Source organism: Sulfitobacter sp., from assembly GCF_039977885.1.
GTDB lineage: Bacteria > Pseudomonadota > Alphaproteobacteria > Rhodobacterales > Rhodobacteraceae > Sulfitobacter.
This window is the reverse complement of the sequence record NZ_JBDWCI010000016.1, coordinates 56,713-75,173: the sequence shown is the minus strand read 5'-3', so window position 1 is coordinate 75,173 and position 18,461 is coordinate 56,713. Positions and strand designations below refer to the sequence as shown.

18 protein-coding genes are annotated in these 18,461 nt (G+C 55.9%); 1 reads left to right on the top strand and 17 read right to left on the bottom strand.

The genetic code is table 11. From position 1 onward, the window contains the following. Nucleotides 1–14: 14 nt before the first annotated feature. From ABJM03_RS11895 to ABJM03_RS11835, 13 genes are all read right to left on the bottom strand, one after another. A complete protein-coding gene (locus ABJM03_RS11895; RefSeq protein ID WP_348417753.1) occupies nt 15–1,322 on the bottom strand; it encodes an ATPase in 1,308 nt (435 codons plus the stop codon). Between the two features lie 61 nt (nt 1,323–1,383). Continuing rightward, on the bottom strand, nt 1,384–1,878 hold the full coding sequence (locus ABJM03_RS11890) for a prepilin peptidase (protein ID WP_348417752.1): 495 nt from the start codon (nt 1,876–1,878) through the stop codon (nt 1,384–1,386). A 3-nt stretch (nt 1,879–1,881) separates the two neighbouring features. Then, a complete protein-coding gene (locus ABJM03_RS11885; protein WP_348417750.1) occupies nt 1,882–2,730 on the bottom strand; it encodes a tetratricopeptide repeat protein in 849 nt (282 codons plus the stop codon). A 75-nt stretch (nt 2,731–2,805) separates the two neighbouring features. Next, nucleotides 2,806–3,396 (bottom strand): tetratricopeptide repeat protein, encoded by a 591-nt coding sequence (locus tag ABJM03_RS11880; RefSeq protein ID WP_348417748.1) that lies wholly within the window; start codon nt 3,394–3,396, stop codon nt 2,806–2,808. A gap of 1 nt (nt 3,397) precedes the next feature. Then, entirely contained in the window at nt 3,398–4,378 is a 981-nt protein-coding gene (locus ABJM03_RS11875; protein WP_348417746.1) for a type II secretion system F family protein, read from the bottom strand. A 9-nt stretch (nt 4,379–4,387) separates the two neighbouring features. Beyond that, nucleotides 4,388–5,350 (bottom strand): type II secretion system F family protein, encoded by a 963-nt coding sequence (locus tag ABJM03_RS11870; RefSeq protein ID WP_348417744.1) that lies wholly within the window; start codon nt 5,348–5,350, stop codon nt 4,388–4,390. A gap of 12 nt (nt 5,351–5,362) precedes the next feature. Further along, on the bottom strand, nt 5,363–6,790 hold the full coding sequence (locus tag ABJM03_RS11865) for a CpaF family protein (protein ID WP_348417742.1): 1,428 nt from the start codon (nt 6,788–6,790) through the stop codon (nt 5,363–5,365). A 25-nt stretch (nt 6,791–6,815) separates the two neighbouring features. Further along, entirely contained in the window at nt 6,816–8,051 is a 1,236-nt protein-coding gene (locus tag ABJM03_RS11860; RefSeq protein WP_348417741.1) for an AAA family ATPase, read from the bottom strand. Between the two features lie 250 nt (nt 8,052–8,301). Beyond that, complete coding sequence (locus ABJM03_RS11855; RefSeq protein ID WP_348417840.1) at nt 8,302–8,928, bottom strand: OmpA family protein; 627 nt, start codon at nt 8,926–8,928, stop codon at nt 8,302–8,304. Between the two features lie 58 nt (nt 8,929–8,986). After that, nucleotides 8,987–10,429, bottom strand: coding sequence for a type II and III secretion system protein family protein (locus ABJM03_RS11850; RefSeq protein ID WP_348417739.1), 1,443 nt, complete (start codon nt 10,427–10,429; stop codon nt 8,987–8,989). Between the two features lie 213 nt (nt 10,430–10,642). After that, nucleotides 10,643–11,494, bottom strand: a complete 852-nt coding sequence (gene cpaB / locus ABJM03_RS11845) for a Flp pilus assembly protein CpaB (protein ID WP_348417738.1) — start codon at nt 11,492–11,494, stop codon at nt 10,643–10,645. 105 nt (nt 11,495–11,599) lie between these two features. Continuing rightward, on the bottom strand, nt 11,600–11,806 hold the full coding sequence (locus ABJM03_RS11840; RefSeq protein ID WP_348417736.1) for a hypothetical protein: 207 nt from the start codon (nt 11,804–11,806) through the stop codon (nt 11,600–11,602). 105 nt (nt 11,807–11,911) lie between these two features. Then, entirely contained in the window at nt 11,912–12,115 is a 204-nt protein-coding gene (locus ABJM03_RS11835) for a hypothetical protein (protein WP_348417735.1), read from the bottom strand. 389 nt (nt 12,116–12,504) lie between these two features. Here ABJM03_RS11835 and ABJM03_RS11830 point away from each other — a divergent pair, with 389 nt between their 5' ends. After that, complete coding sequence (locus ABJM03_RS11830; RefSeq protein WP_348417838.1) at nt 12,505–13,299, top strand: lytic transglycosylase domain-containing protein; 795 nt, start codon at nt 12,505–12,507, stop codon at nt 13,297–13,299. A 49-nt stretch (nt 13,300–13,348) separates the two neighbouring features. On the opposite strand, the gene ABJM03_RS11825 is transcribed toward ABJM03_RS11830, so the two are convergent. The 4 genes from ABJM03_RS11825 to topA form a co-directional block, all read right to left on the bottom strand. Further along, on the bottom strand, nt 13,349–13,969 hold the full coding sequence (locus ABJM03_RS11825; protein ID WP_348417733.1) for a CoA transferase subunit B: 621 nt from the start codon (nt 13,967–13,969) through the stop codon (nt 13,349–13,351). Nucleotide 13,970: 1 nt separating this feature from the next. Next, nucleotides 13,971–14,675 (bottom strand): CoA transferase subunit A, encoded by a 705-nt coding sequence (locus tag ABJM03_RS11820; protein ID WP_348417732.1) that lies wholly within the window; start codon nt 14,673–14,675, stop codon nt 13,971–13,973. A 92-nt stretch (nt 14,676–14,767) separates the two neighbouring features. Then, nucleotides 14,768–15,337, bottom strand: coding sequence for a L,D-transpeptidase (locus ABJM03_RS11815; protein WP_348417730.1), 570 nt, complete (start codon nt 15,335–15,337; stop codon nt 14,768–14,770). Between the two features lie 148 nt (nt 15,338–15,485). Next, a complete protein-coding gene (gene topA, locus ABJM03_RS11810) occupies nt 15,486–18,302 on the bottom strand; it encodes a type I DNA topoisomerase (protein WP_348417729.1) in 2,817 nt (938 codons plus the stop codon). Nucleotides 18,303–18,461 lie beyond the last annotated feature (159 nt).

The following is an 18,461-nucleotide window of genomic DNA, read 5'->3' as shown; positions in this document are numbered from 1 at the left end:
GCGTGAGCGCATGGTTATTTCACGATGTGTTCGTCTTTGACGAACATGTTGGCCCATGCGCGGTCCATGAGCTCTGGGGTCATATGGTAGGGGACGCCTTCGAATTCGCAGATCGCGATGATTTGGTCGATCAGGAAGATCGGTTGGTAGTTGGCGTAGATGTTATCAATTGTGGGATATTTCGTTTTCAGCAGGTGCACCAGAGTGGCTTCGTCCAGCGGCATTTTCCGCTTTTTGGCGACCATGGCAAAGATTTTCAGGAAGTTTGCCTGATTTGGACCGTCGATTTTGATCTTAAAGAAGATACGGCGCAGGGCCGCTTGGTCGAAGATTTCATTCGGGTGGAAGTTGGTGGAGAAAATGACCAGCGTGTCGAAGGGGACTTCGAATTTCTCACCTGATTGCAGGGCAAGGATGTCTTTGCTTTCCTCAAGTGGAACGATCCAGCGGTTGACGATGCTTTGTGGGGGTTCTTTTTGGCGGCCAAGGTCATCCACGATGAAGATGCCGCCGGTTGATTTGAGCTGGAGCGGGGCCTGATAGGTTTTTGCATTCGGGCTGTAGACGAGATCAAGCATGTCGAGCGATAGCTCACCGCCGGTGATCACGGTCGGGCGCTCACACATGACATAGCGCGCATCAAAGCGGGTGACGCGGCGCAGGGAATTGGGGTCTTGGGCCTCTTGTGCGACTTCGGTGTGTACGATCGGGTCAAACATGGTGATGACCTGACTGGCGTATTCAATGGCGCGCGGCACATAGACCACATCGCCAAGCGCGTCGCGGATCCCGTTAGAGATAGAGGACTTACCGTTGCCGGGTGGGCCGTACATCAGGATCGAGCGGCCAGCAGAGACAGCAGGGCCAAGGTTATCGACAAGGTCATCGGGCAGAACCAGATGGCCCATCGCGCCCAGAAGCTGGCTGCGGGTGATCTGCATGTTGCGCACGGACTGACGTTTTACCTGTTCCTTGTAGACCTCAAGCGGCACGGGCATATGGCCAAAATATTCCGACTGTGCCAGCGCGTCGAGCGCGCGGGCCTTACCATTGTCGGTGAGTTGGTAGCCCATCTCGTTGCTGCCGCCTTCGCTGATGGTGCCTGTGGCTTCGACCAGCCGCTGGGTGCGGCACATATCGACCAGTTCCTGCGTGACGGGGATGGGCAGGCAGACGGCCTCGCTTAGCTGGCTGACCAGATCGAGGTTCTTGCGGAACATGGTTTTGATCAGGATGTCGCGCATCATCACGATGGGCAACTTCATATCGCCAACAGTTTTTGGTGGCGGAGGAGCCATAACGGAGGTCGTAGGAGCGTTCATTTGCGTGTGTCCCTTTACGTTGATCGGGTTGCGAAACCCTAAGGGGTAAAAATGGCCTTTTTCAGGCCCCGTATAAAAGCCCCAAGCCTAGATAGATGCTTAGGGTGGTGCCAAGCGCGAGGCCCATGGGGAATTTCTTGCCCTGATCCCAGCTGGTCCATTCAGGGGCCAGACGGCGCAGGGGGGAGTATTTGATCGCGCGGTGGGTCACAAAAGCCGCCAGCAGGGTGGCCATGAACAGCCACAAGAGCATATTGAGGTCGCCAACCGCGATAAACGGAGCCGCGGCGGCGATGAATTTGCTGTCGCCGGCGCCCATTGCGCCTACCGCATTCAAGACGATGCCTGCGATCAGGACGAGGACCATTGCGGCCAGCCTCCACAGGTAGGCGTCAAACGGAAGGGCGATCAGGCCAATCACAACGAACACGCCCGCCAAGGCGAGGTTCGCTTTGTTGGTGATCTTCATCCGCGAGATATCCGTATAGACTACATAAAAGCAGATCGGCAGGACAAAGGGGAAGAACCACGCGGCGGCATAAGTTGTGATCGACATGGATCAGGCTTCGAGAGCGGCAAGCGAGCGTGCTGCAGCTTCGAAATGCTGTGGGTGCGTGTCGATGGCTTCGCGCAGCAGGCCTTTGCCTGTTTCCACATCGCCTTGCTTGATCGCAGAGAGGGCCATTGTGTGCAGCAGTTGTGCACGCTCTGTCTGGTCCATCGGGACGACGGGCAGGTTATAATTACGCTGTGCGCCACGGGCCAGAACGAGGTTGTTCTTGGCTGTGAACAGCCCGCTGTCCTGAGAGACAGCAGAGGTGAACAGGCGCTCGGCGTCTTTATAGTCGCCTCGGGTAAGCTTGGAATAGCCCCAGTTGTTGAGCACAGGGGCGGGGGAGGTGGTCAGGCCCACTGCGATTTCGTAAAAGCTGTCGGCTTTTTTCCACTGTTGTTTGCTGTCCGCAATAATGGCTTCGAGGCGGTAACGTTTGAAGGTTTCATGGGTGGGCGGAATGGCGGTCAGGGTCTTTTCGGCCTTGGCCCAATCGCCTGCGCGGATCAGCGCATCGGCATGTTCGACCCTGTCGGCATCAGTCGCATCGGGGAGGGCCGTGGTGCGTTGCCATGCGACGGCACCCTCATCATAGCGTTTGGCCCGCACCAGCGAGAGCGCAAGACCGCGGTTGAATTCGATGTTCTGGGGCTGCTCGCCGACAACGCGCTGGAAATAGCTTACGGCCTCGTTCGGGTCGCTGACGGTCAGCATGACGTCATTCAGGTTGGCGTCATCAATGACATTTACGTCCTGAAACGCGCGTTGCACGGTTTCATCTGCATCTTTCTCACCGCATGCGGAAAGAAATGTAGCCCCGACCAGCAGGGCGCCTAAAACGGATGTGTGGCGCATGTTTGCGTCCCTTTACTGCTTCTGCCTCATGCGGTGCCCCGGCGCGGGATTTTGCATGCTATGCCTATGTTTAGGTCACAGCCCCGAGCGGATCAGATAATCAGCCGATCCACGGCGCACCAATTTGTACTCGTTAACACTATCCGATGACGTGTCGAAATTCTCGCTTTTTTCTAGCGCTAGGCGCAGATTATCTCGAATAGAGACACTTTCGCCATTATCGAGCGCGAAAGCCTTGCGGAATATCTGTATCGCGTCGGCATTTTTGCCACGCTCCATCAAGACTACGCCCAGATTATTCCAGATTTCGGGTTGTGTGGCGTCGCGTTGCACCGCGCGGCGAAGCTGGGTTTCTGCTTGGCCCAAGCGGCCCAGGCCGAGATTGGCCGTGCCCAGGCCCGACAGGATTTCGGCGTCAACAGTGCCGCGGTCGATGGCCGCGCGGTTGAACGACCGGATGGCGAGCTCATACTGGCCTGCTGCGACCAACCGATGTCCGGTTTCAAGATTGTCGGCCCCGTCTGCACGTAGGTCTACGCCCGGCGCATCGATCGTGTCGCTGCCGCTAGTGCCAAGTCCGAGCGCGCCAAAGCCGCCCGAAGAACAGGCGGCTAAAGCAAAGTTAAGTATCAAGAGAACCGTGAACGGTCTCGTGGGTGTTTTCATTTTATCCGCCGGGGCCAGCTATTTCGCCCATTTTCTGAATGCCCAAAACCGAGGGACCAACAAGGATGATCAACAACGGGGGAACTGTGAACATCATTGTGGCAAGTGTCATCTTGGTTGGCAACTTGTTTGCGGCTTCTTCGGCGCGCATAACGCGTTTGTCACGCATTTCGGCAGCATAGACACGCAGGGCGTCGGCAATCGATGTACCGAAAGCGGCGGATTGCACCAATACCGTCACAAATGAGGAAACATCCTGCACCCCGCAGCGTGTGCCCATGTCATTGAGCACGTTTACTTTGTCCTTACCGGCTTTCATCTCTTGGGCGACGACTTCGAATTCGTCGGCCAGAGCGGCATAGGAGGCACGCAGTTCACGGGCAACGCGCACGATACATTGATCCAGCGATTGGCCCGCTTCTACGCAAACAAGCATCATATCAAGAGCATCGGGAAAGCCGCCTTCGATCTCTTCCTTGCGGGCGGCCACGCGGCGGGTGATCCAGTATTTGGGGAGGTAATAGCCGATGGCACCGGGGCCCAAGGTCCACATGATTGTTTTTTGCGTGCTCATCTCAACTTCGACGATGAAGTTGGTATAGACCACGCCGATCACGAGCCCAATCAGGCCAAGCGCCATCTGGGCAAAATAGAACATACGCACCGCATCGCGGGACTGATAGCCGGCCTGCCGCAGTTCGAGCTGTTTCTGGCTGAGCTCTTTGTCGTCGGTTGGCTCTAGAAAGGTTGCAAACTTTTCAAGTTGGGCGTTGCCGTCCTTTTGCCGCAGGGTGGCGGTGTTGCCCGACGCGCTGTGGCGTGCGCTTTGCGTGCGCTTGAGTTTATCAAGAGGGTCTTCGGGTTGGTTGATCATCATTACAACCGTGGCCATGACCAGAATTGCGCCGAGCACCCCGAGAATAATAATCAGGCCAAAAGGTCCCATGACCTCACTGATTGCGGTGTTGATGCTGTTGAGCATGATGCCCCCCTAGACTTTGATGTTTGTGAGCACGCGCATCACAAGAAGGTTTACGCCAAGAAAGATGCCGACAAAAAAGCAGCCGGGAATGAAGTAAGGCGTTTCTTTTACTTCGTCATAGTAATGCGGATCGCCGATGTTGATCACGATCAGCGCCATGATGGGGAAGGCCGACAGGAATTTTCCGGACCATTTTGCCTCGGCGGTGATGGCTTTGACCCGGCGGAACAGGCGAAAGCGCGCGCGGATTACCTTGGCCAGACCGGCCAGAATTTCGGCGAGGTTACCACCCGATTGCTGCTGGATGGTCACGGCAACCGCGAGAAAGCGCAAATCCTGCATGTCCAAACGCTCGGCCATGTCTTTGAGCGCCTCGCCGACATCACGGCCATAGGCAGCTTCATCCGCGATCACGCCAAATTCAGAGGCGAGCGGGTCCTGAATCTCTTTGGCAACGATGGAAATCGCATTGCTGAACGGGTGGCCGACGCGCAAGGAGCGCACCATTAGTTCGACCGCATCGGGTAGCTGCTCTTCGATCATGGCCATCCGTTTGCCGGCCTTCATGGAGATCCATAAAAACACGCCGCCCATGCCCATACCTAAGGACATGATCAGGCGGACGGGTACTTCGGACCCTGTGCCAACGGTGAGCGCCATAAAAATAACGGCTGAAATGCCTGCCATGATCATGATCAACTGTTGTGGCGTAAAGGCGATGGCAGCCTTTTGTGCTTTGTCGGACAGCAAAGAGTAAAGCGGGATCGAGCGCGCTTTCATGTGCTGCTGCATTTCCTTGCGCAGCTTGTCGAGCACCTCTTCGCGGCGCTGGCCTTTCTCGAGCATCTCGAGGCGGCGGTTTACGCGGCTGTTCAGCGAGATGGATTTACCGAAGGCGACCAGATACAGGCCTTCGACGAGGACAAGAACGGCAACGAAAATCAGGCCGTAGATGATTGGTTCTGCACTCATCTTTCCAGATCCTTATTCTGCTGCCACGGGTTCGTAGATGGAGGATGGCAGGTCATAGCCCCACATGCGGAAGCGTTCGGCATAGTGGCTACGCACGCCGGTCGCGGTGAAGTGGCCGATGATCTTGTTATCGGGCGTGAGGCCCACGCGCTGGTAGCGGAAGATCTCTTGCATAGAGATCACATCCCCCTCCATCCCGGTGATTTCGGTGATGGAGGTCATGCGGCGGCTGCCGTCCTGAAGACGCGAGGCCTGCACAATCAGGTTCACAGCAGATGAAATCTGGCTGCGCACCGCTTTGAGAGGCATTTCAATACCGGCCATGGCGATCATATTTTCCAGACGCGATACACCGTCCCGAGCAGAGTTCGCGTGGATCGTCGTCATGGAGCCGTCATGGCCGGTGTTCATGGCTTGAAGCATGTCGATAACTTCTTCGCCACGTGTTTCCCCCACGATGATGCGGTCAGGGCGCATCCGCAGGGCGTTTTTCAGGCAGTCGCGGGGGGATACTTCGCCCTTGCCCTCGACGTTCGGCGGACGGGATTCCATCCGGCCAACATGGGTCTGTTGCAGTTGAAGTTCCGCCGTATCCTCGATGGTCAGGATGCGTTCGGCATTGTCGATGAAGGACGACAAAGCGTTGAGCGTGGTTGTTTTACCCGAACCGGTACCGCCTGACACGATGACGTTCAGACGTGTCGCAACGGCGGCTTGCAGATAGGCGGCCATTTCTTCGGTAAATGCACCGAAGTTTACCAGGTCGTCGATGCCCAGCTTGTCCTTTTTGAATTTCCGAATGGACACAAGGCTGCCGTCAACGGCAACGGGTGGGACCATAGCGTTAAAGCGCGAACCGTCTTTGAGGCGCGCATCCACGTAGGGGTTTGATTCGTCAACGCGGCGGCCAACAGCAGATACAATTTTATCAATGATACGTAGAAGGTGACGCTCATCTTTGAAGGTGATGTCCGTCAATTCAAGCTTACCGGCGCGTTCCACAAAAATCTGTTGCGGGCCGTTGACCAGAATATCGTTCACGGTCTCGTCTTGAAGCAGTGTTTCAAGCGGGCCAAGGCCGGTCACCTCGTCATAAAGTTCGGAGTTGAGGGTCATGCGGTCTTCGCGGCCCAGCACGATGGATTTCTCGGCCAGATGTTCAGAGGAAATCGCGTTGATTTCCTGTCGCAGGTCGGCTTCGGAGGCGTGCTCAAGCGCAGCAAGGTTTAGGTTGTCCAGCAATACGCGGTGCAGGTCGAGTTTGATCTCGCCCATACGCTGCTTGCGCTTGACCTCTTTATCTACTGGTGCAGCGGCGGCGACAGGTGCTGCTTTGCGCATGCTCGCGCCGGGAGCAGGCTTGTCCTTTGGTGTCTCAAGCGGAGTGACCGTGGCCTGTGGGGCGGGGGCGGCTTGTGGTTTTTTATACTTGGAGAACATGGTGTGTGCTTTCTATATCCAGCGCTCAGGCTGCTTCGACGTCACTGTCGCGCAGGGTGTGGATCGAGGTGGCCAGTTTGGTGATCTCTTTGCGCAGGGGGCTTTTGGGCGCGGACGCGGCCAGCGGCATTCCGTGATCATTCGCCTGAGTGATCGGCTTTCCGCCGTCAGGCAGTTGCAAGTCGATACTGATGTCGAGGCTTTCCGCCAGGCGTTTGACACGGCTTTTGGCATTGAGATCGGTAAATTTCGGCGCGCGGTTCAGCACATAGCGCAGCTTTTCAACCGGCAGTTCTTCGGATTGCAGCGCCCGTTTGAAACGCAGGGTATTCTGGGCTGAACGCATGTCGAGCTCAAGCATGGCGAAATAGATATGCGCAGAGGTCAGCACGGTCTCGGACCATTGGACCAGTGTTGAGGGCATGTCGATGATGACAAAATCGAACTGGTTACGCGCAATATTCAACACACGCTCAAGGTCTTCGGCGCTGATCAGATCCAAAGGCAGCATATCGGTTGGCGCGGTAAGGACTGACAGTTTGTCTTCATAGGTCAGTAGCGCCTGACCAAAGATTTCTTCGTCCATTGCTTCGGTGTCCGACAGCATTTCATAAACTGCCTCACGGCGGGGCAAGTCGAGGAATGTCGATACCGAACCGTATTGCAGATCCAGATCAATCAGACAGACCGAGGGGGTCGTGCCAGGATTTATGCAGGCCAATTCCCACGCGAGGTTCACAGCCATTGTGGTGGCACCGGTGCCACCGGCCAGACCGTGTACAACGATGACAGCACCGTCTTTTTCCAGCCCTGCGCGCAGGTTGCTGGTTGATGCGGCAGCCTCGGGCGTGGGGGCAGGCGTGCGGATACGCTCGATCGCCTCGGCCAACTCACCTTCGGGAAGGGGGTAGGGGACAAATTCATCCGCGCCCTGACGTAGCAGGGAATGCAATGCCGCAGGTGTGACATCTTCTGCGATCAGGATGACTTTGATGCCTTGTGATTTAGCCTGAGTGATGATTTCGGTCATCATCGGCAGGTTGTCTTCGTCAGCCTCATCCATGGCGAGGGCGATGAACTCCATGCCTTTGGCTTCGGGCTGGTTGAAGAAGGCCAATGCCTCGGCAAAGCCCAGATCACCCCAGCTTTCGCCAAGTGAAGATTCCATATCCTCGATCAGAAGATCGAAATTTTGAACATCCCGACTCACCGTGCAAGCAAGAATGGCGTCTTGTTGAGGTTGTGGCATTACGCTGCTCATTGCCTTTGTTCCTTTTGTCAAAGGGCGGGGCCGGAGCCTACGCCCCCTGCCGGACTTTGGTCCGGACAGAGTTTTCTCGTTGAGGAATAAATGACAGTGAACTGGGGCGAGATTGGGGCTGAAAAGCTACGATTGTTTGATATCTTGAAACGATAATGTGTTTCGGTGGGGATTAGCCCAAGGGCCCCATGTGTGATCAAACATGATAAAACCGCCCCGGTAGAGGCGGTTTTGTTCATTTTTAAGGGATTTAATTGCTATCCAGGCCAGCTGTGCTGCCGCTTGACAGTGTTGATGGAGCCGTCGCGCTGGCGACATAGTCGCGGTAAACAATCTGCGCATATTTCCCATCCAGTACTGTGGGATGGCGTTTGACGAAACCGTTTACCTCAGTAACTGTACGGCGGTTGCGGCGTTCGCGCCCCTGAGTGACGACCAACGGCTGGGTTTCGCCGAAGGAGACGACAGCCTCAAGGCGGGAGCGGCTGATGCCCTGGGTTGTCAGATATGCGACAACAGCATTGGCACGGCGCAGGCCGAGCTTTTTATTCGAGCTGTTAGAGCCGACCGCGTCGGTATGACCATATACACGGAAACGAATTTCGGGGAACTGGCGGATCCATCCGGCCTGTTGGCGCAGGATGGCCTGGGACTTGGCATCGAGTTGGGCAGAGTTGAACGCGAAGTTCACGGTGCTCTCGACTTCTGTGGCGAAACGTTTCGCCAGATCAAAGGTATACTGACGCTCACCGGTCATCACGAGGCGGTTGTGCAATGTTGCCTCACCAAAATCACCGGTATCCACTAATGACCCGGCTTCGGAGTAAAACTGTGTGTACACCGGATCGGAGCTTGGGGCGCAAGCGCCAAGCACCATAGCGGCTGAAAGCGCGCTGGCTGTTACCAGTTTCTGATAGGTCATGCCGTTCATCGCCTTAATCCAGTACGTAGCCATATGATCCGGTAAAGTCCTGCTTGGCAACCTCACCAGCAGCACCTTTTTGAGGTGTACGGGTGCCTGCCGCTGTACGACCGAACAAGAAAAGGTCCTTTTCTGTCGGAGGTTTGATGCGGTCAGTCGGCAGGGCAAGCGCCTCGCCGCGTGTGGGTGTGACCAAGTGTGCGCTGATGATGATGACGAGTTCGGTCTGCGAGCGTTGGTAATCGGCCGAGCGGAACAGAGCACCCAGCACCGGTACATCGCCAATCCACGGCAATTGCGAAGAGTTGTCTGTGAAATCGTCTTGTAGAAGGCCGGCAATGGCAAAGCTTTCGCCATCACGCATTTCAACGGTGGTCGATGTTTCGCGGCGAGTAAATGCCGAAACCGTAAAGCCACCATCCAATGTGATGCCGTTGCTTGGGTCAAGTGCCGATACGGCTGCGTTCAGCTCGAGGTTGATCAGGTCCTTGTCCACAACGCGGGGGATAAAGGCAAGTTCGACACCGAAAGGTTTGAATTCGATGGAGGTTGTGTCGTTGTCTTGTGCCACGGGGACGGGGAATTCCCCGCCGGCAAGAAATTTGGCTTCTTGGCCGGAAAGTGCCACGAGGTTCGGCTCTGCCAGAAAGCGCACAACGCCTTTTTGCTCAAGCGCTTCGAGAAGGATGCCAACCTGCGTGCTGCCCGCGTTGAAACCGAACAAAATCGCGCCGGTGTTGGTGTTTGTATCCGGCAAACCACCGGTGAGGGCGGCCGTGTTTGTAGCGGCCGTGGTCAACGTTCCCGAGCCCGCGCTGACGCCGATGTCATTACCGAACAACCCGCCGCTAAGAGACAAGGAGGAGCTGAGTGATTTGGAAACAGAGCGCTGCATTTCGGCAAAACGCACTTTGAGCATCACTTGTTGGATGCCGCCGACGCTCATCAGGTTGGACACCCGTTCGGGTGCGTAACGCTCGGCCAGTTCCAGTGCGCGCTGCAGCTTTTGCGCCGAGGTCACAACGCCGGACAGGACAATCCCGTCATTGGCAGAGCGGACTTCGATTTTCTCACCGGGGAGAATTTGGCGTAGGCGCTGTTTGAATTCCGACAGGTCAGGGGTGACCTGAACTTCGACGTTTGTGATCAACCGGCCGGCACCGTCAAACAACGTGAGCGTTGTTGTGCCGGGTGATTTGCCCAGTACATAGATTGTGCGGTCCGAGAGAGAGGACAAATCTGCGATGCCGGGGTTGGCAATGCTCAGCTCGGCGAAAGGCGTGTCGCTTTCGACAACAATCGCGCGGTTGAGCGGAACTTGCAGAGTGGAACTGGTGCCGCTTTTTACAACGCGCAAATTGTCAGCGACAGCCACGTTAGGGGCCGTTACCGCATATGCGGATACACTCAGGGTCAACCCCAGAAGGGCTGCTTTCAGAAATCTATCGATTTTCATGTGACCTGCCTTTTTGATCACGCCTCAAAATAGGGTCTTATTGCCCGTCGTTTGGAGAACACTGCGCCAGTTCCAAATTTTTTGCAATAAACAATACGTTGGGCAGTGTAGGCTGTGGGGAATTGGCAACATAGGTGTTGAACGCAAAACGCCGCCCCTGAAAAGGACGGCGTCGATTTTTAGCATTTTTCGCAAGGAGCCAAGGGCGATCCCCTAGTTTGTGCAGGGGATCGGAATGCTGACAACCTCGGCACCGCGGCGCGTCCGGATCGTGCAAACTTTCTCTTCCGCAATCGCTGGCGCAGCTTCTTGTTCCTGTATGCCAAGGAGGTCTTTCTGGTTCACTTCGATGTTGGAGGCGACAACAACGTCATCTCCTGCGCCAACCAATGAAAGCGAAAGGCGACCGGTCGACTGGGCCTGTGCAAGGCTGGCGACCTGTTTGGGTGTGACAGCAACCGTCACAGTCCGCGCGATCTGTGCGCCCTCAACATTGCCCGAGCTTTGGTCAACCGCAATCAGCGAGACCGACCGCTCGATGAGTTTGGTCACTTCACCGCGTGCTGAGCTCGAGCCGACGCTGCCGGTCCAATAGACATCTATGTGGTCGCCGGGGCGGAGAAAGCCCGATACGCCTGATGACACGTCGACTTTAATCGCAAAGGCGCGCATCCCCCGGTCAAGCCGCGATGTCAGGCCGGCATCCTCGCCAGGGAGGGTGACCTTGATCGCCAGTAGTGCCTCGTCTTTTTCGATAGGACGCAGCACAACGCGTGGCTTGTCGGTGTTTTCTGGAAAGATCGACGCAAGATCGTCAAAATGCCCTTCGGGGAGGGCGGCCACGGGGAAGTCCACGAGGCGGACGTCCTCTTCTTGTAGCTTCTCACCATATTTCAGGGCGCGATTGACTACGAAGATTTTCTTGGTCTCGATATTTTCTTTTTTGGCCGCTTCAGCGCGGGCAATGGCCGTTTTATATTGGCCGATCTGATCTTTTGCTAGCATAACCGCACCACCAGCGAGGGCGATTCCGACCAACAGAACTAAGCTGAATACTAAACGCATGTTCGCACTCCTAGATACATAAGCCGGACATGCCGGGTACCATTTGTTGGCACAATATGTCGGATGAATTTGTCATTTTTGAGGTCAAAGGCGGTCGGATTGAGGTCAGCTGTCCGCTGTTTCAGGATCCCAAATTTCTTCGATGCCGGTATCTGTCAGGTAGTCACGTACAGTGTCACCCATATTGGTGCTGCCATCAAAAATCGCAAACATCGCCAGGATCGCCAAGGAAACAACTGCCGCAGTCAAGACGACCCAATCTACAGTCACAGCACCGTCTTCGCTGGAAAGAAATTTTAGATATCTCTTCATGTATACTGTGCCTCTTAAAGTTGTAGACCGGAAGGCTTGATAGAAACGGGGCTGCATTTGCAGACAAATGCAGCCCCGTCGTTTGCAAAACTTCAGCTGTTAAGCTTAGTTAGTGGTCAAGCCGCTACCGATGTTGGTGCTTTGGCCGTCCAGGAAGGAGGTTGTGTTGCTTGTCATGTTGGTGGCACCGGTCTGGATGGAGCCGTAGGCTGCGATCGCCAGGCCAACAACTGCTGCTGTCAGAACAACCCAGTCAACTGTTACTGCGCCGTCTTCGTCGTTGCGGAAGTTTTTTACGAATTTCATCATGGTAGTATCCCTCCAAAGGATTTTAAGTTTTAAGTTCCAACCCTGCCTTGCGTCCCGGCCCGCTCTCATTCAGGCCTGCTTGACTTGGTATGACGCTATATAGCTTTATGAATGGGGCATGAATTTGACGGCAATTATGGCATTTGCACCTTAACTGTATTTTGGCTACAATTTACTTCCAACAAATTGAAATATAATGATTTTTCTAGAATTTTATCCGTAAGTCATTAATCGTCTGCGGCCAAAACACCCCAATTGTGTCAAATTCGCCATGTTTGGCTGCCTCATTTGCTGGTTTGAGAGGCTCTTTCGGGTAATGTTGGTTAAAAAAATACTAATCAAAGAGAGCAGGACGCATGAATAGTAGATCAAAGTTGCTCGGGCTGGGCATGCTTTTGGCTGTTTTGCCTTTGGCGTCAGTGATTCACGCGCAAGAGCCTCAGCCATTTCCCGATTTTAAACCCAAATTTGTAACGCCGCCGAAGGCAGGTGCGCGAAAACGGGGGAATGTAAAGATCAACAGACCTGCGGTTTTGCCGATTGCTCCGGCAGAGGTGCCAACGGTGCCGGCGGCCGCTGCCACACCGAAACCCCGTGCGGGGGCATATGACTGGTTCTGGGCAAAGGTATCGCCTGACGCGGCGCAATCGGGGCCAGGGCGGCTTGAGCTGGCGATGAACGCGCTGTCAGCGTCGAATAACCGTGTGGCGGCACCGCGCTTGCAGCATCTACAGGATATAGCAAAGCAGTATGGCGTAGATATTTTGCGCTCAACCATCGGCACACGGGTGTCTCCGGCGCTGGCGCTTGCGGTGATTTCGGTCGAATCCGGCGGGAAGGTCGAGGCGGTCAGCGGGGCGGGCGCACAAGGATTAATGCAATTGATGCCTGACACAGCAAACCGCTTTGGCGTCGAAGATAGCCTTGCTCCTGCACAAAACATCGCGGGCGGGATCAAATATCTGGACTGGTTGATGGGGCATTTCAGCGATGACCCTATTCTAGTACTGGCGGGATATAATGCCGGTGAGGGATCCGTGCGTAAACACAATGGCGTGCCACCATTCCCCGAAACCCGCGATTACGTGCCAAAAGTGTTGGCCGCATTTCAGGTTGCCAAAGGGCTATGTAAAACGCCGCCCGAGTTGATCTCGGACGGCTGTGTTTTTGCCTCGATGAAGTAAAGCGGATCAGGCAAAGAGAAATTGCCTGACCCCGCTGACGTGCGAAACGCTAGACCAACGTGGCCTCTGTTGCTGCGCGCAGCTCTTCTTCGGTGACGCCTTCGGCACATTCAACAATGCGCAAACCGCCCTCAACCACATCGAGCACGCCCATATTGGTGATGATACGGTCCACAACACCTTTACCGGTCAGCGGCAGGGTGCATTCCTTGAGCAGCTTGCTCTCGCCGTGTTTGTTGGCGTGATCCATGACCACGATCACACGGCCCACGCCTGCGACCAGATCCATCGCACCGCCCATGCCTTTGACCAGCTTGCCGGGAATCATCCAATTGGCCAGATCGCCATTCTCGGCGACTTCCATAGCCCCCAGAATCGCCGCAGCAATTTTACCACCGCGGATCATGGCAAAAGAGGTGGCGCTGTCAAAATACGCTGTGCGGTCCATCTCGGTGATGGTTTGCTTACCTGCGTTGATCAGGTCGGGGTCCTCCTCTCCCTCAAAGGGGAAGGGGCCCATGCCCAACATGCCGTTCTCGGATTGTAGGGTGATGTCTTTGTCGCCCACATAGTTCGCCACCAGCGTCGGGATGCCGATGCCGAGGTTCACATACATGCCGTCTTCAAGCTCTTGTGCGGCGCGTGCCGCCATTTGGTTGCGATCCCACATCTTATGCTTCCTCCCGCTTTCTGGTTGTCCGTTGTTCGATCCGTTTTTCATGATCCCCCTGAATGATCCGGTGCACATAGATGCCCGGCAGGTGGATGTGATCAGGGTCGAGGCTGCCTGTGGGGACAATCTCTTCGACTTCAACGATGCAGATCTTGCCGCAGGTCGCGGCAGGGGGATTAAAGTTGCGGGCCGCTTTGCGGAAAATCAGGTTACCTGTCTCATCGGCTTTCCAGGCTTTGACGATGGAGAGATCGGCAAACAGCCCTTCTTCGAGGATATAGTCCTGACCGTTCCATGATTTCACATCCTTGCCTTCGGCAATGACAGTGCCCACGCCGGTCTTGGTGTAAAAGCCGGGGATGCCGGCACCGCCTGCGCGCATACGTTCGGCCAAAGTGCCTTGGGGGGTGAATTCCAGCTCAAGCTCACCTGACAAATACTGGCGCATGAATTCGGCATTTTCGCCCACATAGGACGAGATCATCTTTTTCACCTGACGCGTTTGCAGCAGGATACCGATGCCAAAATCATCCACGCCCGCGTTATTGGAGGCAAAGGTCAAATCCTTGACGCCGCTGTCGCGGATGGCACCGAGCAACAATTCAGGGATGCCACAAAGGCCAAAACCGCCCGCTGCGATCAGCATGCCATCCTCGATCACACCGTCCAGCGCCTCGGCAGCGCTTGCATATATTTTGTTCATCAGATTGGGCCTCCCTGCCGTTACACCTTTGTGTAACTGTGTGACGGGCGGCGCAATCCCTGTCAATGTTGCAGTGCAGCATTGGGATTTAACTAGATGACATGCACCTGAGTACCGACAGGGGCCATTGCAAACAATTGCTCAACCATATTGTTATACAGGCCGATACAACCGCTTGAGGATTGGCGCCCGATTTTGCGCGGATCATGTGTGCCGTGGATAAGATAGGCTGGCCAGCTGAGATACATCGCATGGGTGCCCAGCGGATTGTGTGGACCGGGCGGCATGTATTCAAGATCAGGATTTTCCTTGAGCATGGATGGTGTCGGGGTCCAGTCGGGGCCGACTTTCTTGCGGACAATTTTAGTGTAACCGCGCTTGGTCAGCTCATCCGTACGGGGGACCGAAGTCGGAAAAATCCGCTCGACCTTGCCGTTACCGGCCCAGAAATGTAGCGCGCGTGCTTCGGTGTCGGCGACGATCACGCCTTTGCCCAGGTCGTCAAAATGGTCCTGCCAGCGGTGGGTCCGAAACCCTGCGATGTTGTGGCGGTTGACCACAATCGGGGCTGGTTTTTGTTCTGCCAAGACCAGCGAAGGAGCTGCAAGCGCCAAGCCTGTTGCGCCAAGCAGTCGCCGGCGAGAGAGTCGTATATCTGTCATGTTTGCCCTCAATATCTGCTCGTTTTTCGTCAAAACAAACATAGAGGTGGCGCGTTTACTAGAATTTTAGGCGTTTTGGCGCGCGTTTTGTCCAGCAGTGCGACATCTGCGCGTCAGGGGAAATAAGGCCCCCTGCGCGCAGATTTGATTATTCGGCAGGCTTACTTGCCGCAGTCTTTTTGGCTGCGGGTTTTTTAGCGGGGGCCTTTTTGCTGGCCGCCGGTTTTTTCGCCGCAGCGGCTTTCGTAGCCGGTTTCTTGGCGGCCGGCTTTTTCTTGGGGGCTGCTTTCTTCTTCGCGGCGGGCTTTTTCTTGCCTGCTTTTTCCGCGCGTTCGTCAATCAGATGAACAGCCTGAGCCATGGTGATTTCATCAGGCTCAATCGTATCAGGGATGGTGGCGTTGATCTTTTCCCATTTCACGTAGGGGCCGTATTTCCCTTTCATGATGTTGACTGCGCCGCCGGCTTCGGGGTGTTCACCCAGCTCGCGCAGCGGTGCCGCAGCCTTGCCACGCGCGCCGCGTGACGCGACCTTTTCGGCCAGCAATTGCACGGCACGGTTCATACCGACGGTGAACACTTCATCAATGTCTTCGAGGTTGGCGTTTGTGCCACCACGATCCGATGTGGAAGGCGCGTGTTTGAGATACGGGCCATAGCGCCCGATATTGGACCAAACGGTAATGCCGTCTTCGGGGTGTGGCCCGATTTCGCGTGGCAGAGACAACAGCATCAGCGCACGTGTCAGATCCAGCTCTTCGGGGGGCCACTCTTTGGGAATCGACTGGCGTGGCGGCTTTTTATTCTCTTCGGTGACTTCGCCGCGCTGTACATAGGGGCCAAAGCGCCCTTTAAACACACGGATGTCATCGCCTGCATCCTCGCCCAACAGCTTGCCTTCGGGTGGAATGGCAGAGGCTTCGGCCTCTGGGTTCGGTGGGCCGAAGGGACGGGTATAGCGGCACTCGGGGTAGGCCGAGCAACCGATGAAGGCCCCGCCAGAGCGCGCAGTGCGCATGCTGAGGCGACCAACGCCGCAGTTGGGGCATAGGCGCGGATCGCTGCCGTCTTCGGTTGGTGGGAACAGGTGCGGTGCCAGCACATCGTTGATTTTCTCGAGCACCTCGGTAATGCGCAGCTCGGATGTCTCGGCAATGGCGGCAGAGAAATCGCGCCAGAACCGGTCGAGCACCTTCTTGTATTCCGCATCCCCAGCAGAAACTTTATCAAGCTGGTCCTCAAGGTCGGCCGTGAAATCATAGCCGATATAGCGGTTAAAGTAGTTTTCGAGGAAGGCAGTCACCAGACGGCCTTTGTCTTCGGGGATCAGGCGCTGGCCCTCGCGGCGGACGTATCCGCGATCCTGAATGGTGGTGACGATACTGGCATAGGTCGACGGACGACCGATGCCGAGTTCTTCCATGCGCTTGACCAATGTGGCCTCGGTATAGCGGGGAGGTGGTTGCGTGTGGTGCTGGCTGCCCAGAACTGCGGCAGTGTCCGCCAAAAGGGCACCGGATTTGCGCTTCATGCCGCCGGTTGCACCGGATTTGTCGCCGTCATCCAGAACATCACCGTCAACCACGCCTTCGGCTTTGTCAAAATCAGCCTGATATTTCGCGGCTGACGCCTTGCCTAGCTTGGCCCCTTTGTCGATCTGCGGCAGGCGCTTGTCATCATCATCGGCAGCGACATCATCGCGGCCTTCTTCATAGACCTTGAGGAAGCCGTCAAAGATCATCACCTGACCGCTGGCGCGCAGGGCGACCTGACCGTCGGCAGAGCCGATTTCGACCGTGGTCCGCTCAAATCGGGCGGTTTCCATCTGGCAGGCCAATGTGCGTTTCCAGATCAGATCATAAAGTTTGCGTTGATCCGCATCCATCAGCTTTAGCGCATCGGCGTCTTTGGTCATATCCGTCGGGCGCACGCATTCGTGCGCCTCTTGCGCGTTTTTCGCCTTGTTTTTATAGACGCGTGGCTTGTCCGGCACGTATTTCGCGCCGTAACGGTCACTGATCGCGTCGCGTGCCATGGTGACCGCCTCGGGGGCCATGTCGATGCCGTCGGTCCGCATATAGGTAATGTGACCTGCCTCATACAGACGCTGGGCGGTGCTCATGGTCTGGCGCGCGCCCATGCCGAATTTGCGGCTTGCCTCTTGCTGGAGGGTCGAGGTCATGAATGGTGCAGAAGGATTGCGCGATGCAGGCTTTGCCTCAACGCTGGAGACCGTCAAATCACGGCTCGAGACGGCTTGCACAGCCATTTCCGCCTTCGTCGCATCGCCAAGGTCGAATTTATCCAGCTTGTTTCCTGCCAGTTCGGTCAGGCGGGCTTCGAATTCCTGACCCGACGGAGTCGTGAGAATGGCCTTCACGCTCCAGAATTCACGGGGGCGGAAGGCTTCGATCTCGATCTCGCGTTCGCAAATCAGGCGCAGCGTCACCGACTGCACGCGGCCTGCGGATTTTGCACCGGGCAGTTTGCGCCATAATACGGGGCTAAGGTTAAAACCAACCAGATAATCCAATGCGCGGCGGGCCAGATAGGCCTCGACCAAGGGCATATCGACCTGACGGGGGTTTTGCATCGCTTCGGTTACGGCCGTCTTGGTGATCGCGTTGAACACCACGCGGCTGACGGGCGTGTCTTTCTTAATGGATTTGCGCGCAGTGAGCGCTTCTTGCAGGTGCCAGCTGATCGCTTCGCCTTCGCGGTCGGGGTCGGTCGCGAGGATCAGTTCGTTGTCTTCTTTCAACGCATCGGCAATCGCCTTCATGTGCTTTTTCGAGCCGCTGTCGACCTCCCAAAGCATCTCGAAATCATTGTCAGTATCAACCGATCCGTTCTTGGGCGGCAAATCCCGAACGTGACCATAAGAGGCGAGAACCGTAAAATTATCCCCAAGGTATTTATTGATCGTCTTGGCCTTGGCGGGCGATTCGACAACGACTACAGGCATATAATTCTGGTCCTTCGGAGGGGTCTTTTGCGGCGTCTACGGCCTTTGACATGTGGGATGCAAGGGGGCTTTGTCAATGCGGCACCGGTGATGGAGGCCCAAAAGCAGGGGGGAATTTCTGTCCGAAGAATGCCGGCACGCAATGCAAGGTGACGTTGG

What these genes read in the sequence shown, in the direction of transcription:
- ABJM03_RS11895 (WP_348417753.1), bottom strand. Translation starts at nt 1,322, where the DNA reads ATGAACGCTCCTACGACCTCCGTTATGGCTCCTCCGCCACCAAAAACT.
- ABJM03_RS11890 (WP_348417752.1), bottom strand. Translation starts at nt 1,878, where the DNA reads ATGTCGATCACAACTTATGCCGCCGCGTGGTTCTTCCCCTTTGTCCTG.
- ABJM03_RS11885 (WP_348417750.1), bottom strand. Translation starts at nt 2,730, where the DNA reads ATGCGCCACACATCCGTTTTAGGCGCCCTGCTGGTCGGGGCTACATTT.
- ABJM03_RS11880 (WP_348417748.1), bottom strand. Translation starts at nt 3,396, where the DNA reads ATGAAAACACCCACGAGACCGTTCACGGTTCTCTTGATACTTAACTTT.
- ABJM03_RS11875 (WP_348417746.1), bottom strand. Translation starts at nt 4,378, where the DNA reads ATGCTCAACAGCATCAACACCGCAATCAGTGAGGTCATGGGACCTTTT.
- ABJM03_RS11870 (WP_348417744.1), bottom strand. Translation starts at nt 5,350, where the DNA reads ATGAGTGCAGAACCAATCATCTACGGCCTGATTTTCGTTGCCGTTCTT.
- ABJM03_RS11865 (WP_348417742.1), bottom strand. Translation starts at nt 6,790, where the DNA reads ATGTTCTCCAAGTATAAAAAACCACAAGCCGCCCCCGCCCCACAGGCC.
- ABJM03_RS11860 (WP_348417741.1), bottom strand. Translation starts at nt 8,051, where the DNA reads ATGAGCAGCGTAATGCCACAACCTCAACAAGACGCCATTCTTGCTTGC.
- ABJM03_RS11855 (WP_348417840.1), bottom strand. Translation starts at nt 8,928, where the DNA reads ATGGTGCTTGGCGCTTGCGCCCCAAGCTCCGATCCGGTGTACACACAG.
- ABJM03_RS11850 (WP_348417739.1), bottom strand. Translation starts at nt 10,429, where the DNA reads ATGAAAATCGATAGATTTCTGAAAGCAGCCCTTCTGGGGTTGACCCTG.
- cpaB (WP_348417738.1), bottom strand. Translation starts at nt 11,494, where the DNA reads ATGCGTTTAGTATTCAGCTTAGTTCTGTTGGTCGGAATCGCCCTCGCT.
- ABJM03_RS11840 (WP_348417736.1), bottom strand. Translation starts at nt 11,806, where the DNA reads ATGAAGAGATATCTAAAATTTCTTTCCAGCGAAGACGGTGCTGTGACT.
- ABJM03_RS11835 (WP_348417735.1), bottom strand. Translation starts at nt 12,115, where the DNA reads ATGATGAAATTCGTAAAAAACTTCCGCAACGACGAAGACGGCGCAGTA.
- ABJM03_RS11830 (WP_348417838.1), top strand. Translation starts at nt 12,505, where the DNA reads ATGCTTTTGGCTGTTTTGCCTTTGGCGTCAGTGATTCACGCGCAAGAG.
- ABJM03_RS11825 (WP_348417733.1), bottom strand. Translation starts at nt 13,969, where the DNA reads ATGTGGGATCGCAACCAAATGGCGGCACGCGCCGCACAAGAGCTTGAA.
- ABJM03_RS11820 (WP_348417732.1), bottom strand. Translation starts at nt 14,675, where the DNA reads ATGAACAAAATATATGCAAGCGCTGCCGAGGCGCTGGACGGTGTGATC.
- ABJM03_RS11815 (WP_348417730.1), bottom strand. Translation starts at nt 15,337, where the DNA reads ATGACAGATATACGACTCTCTCGCCGGCGACTGCTTGGCGCAACAGGC.
- topA (WP_348417729.1), bottom strand. Translation starts at nt 18,302, where the DNA reads ATGCCTGTAGTCGTTGTCGAATCGCCCGCCAAGGCCAAGACGATCAAT.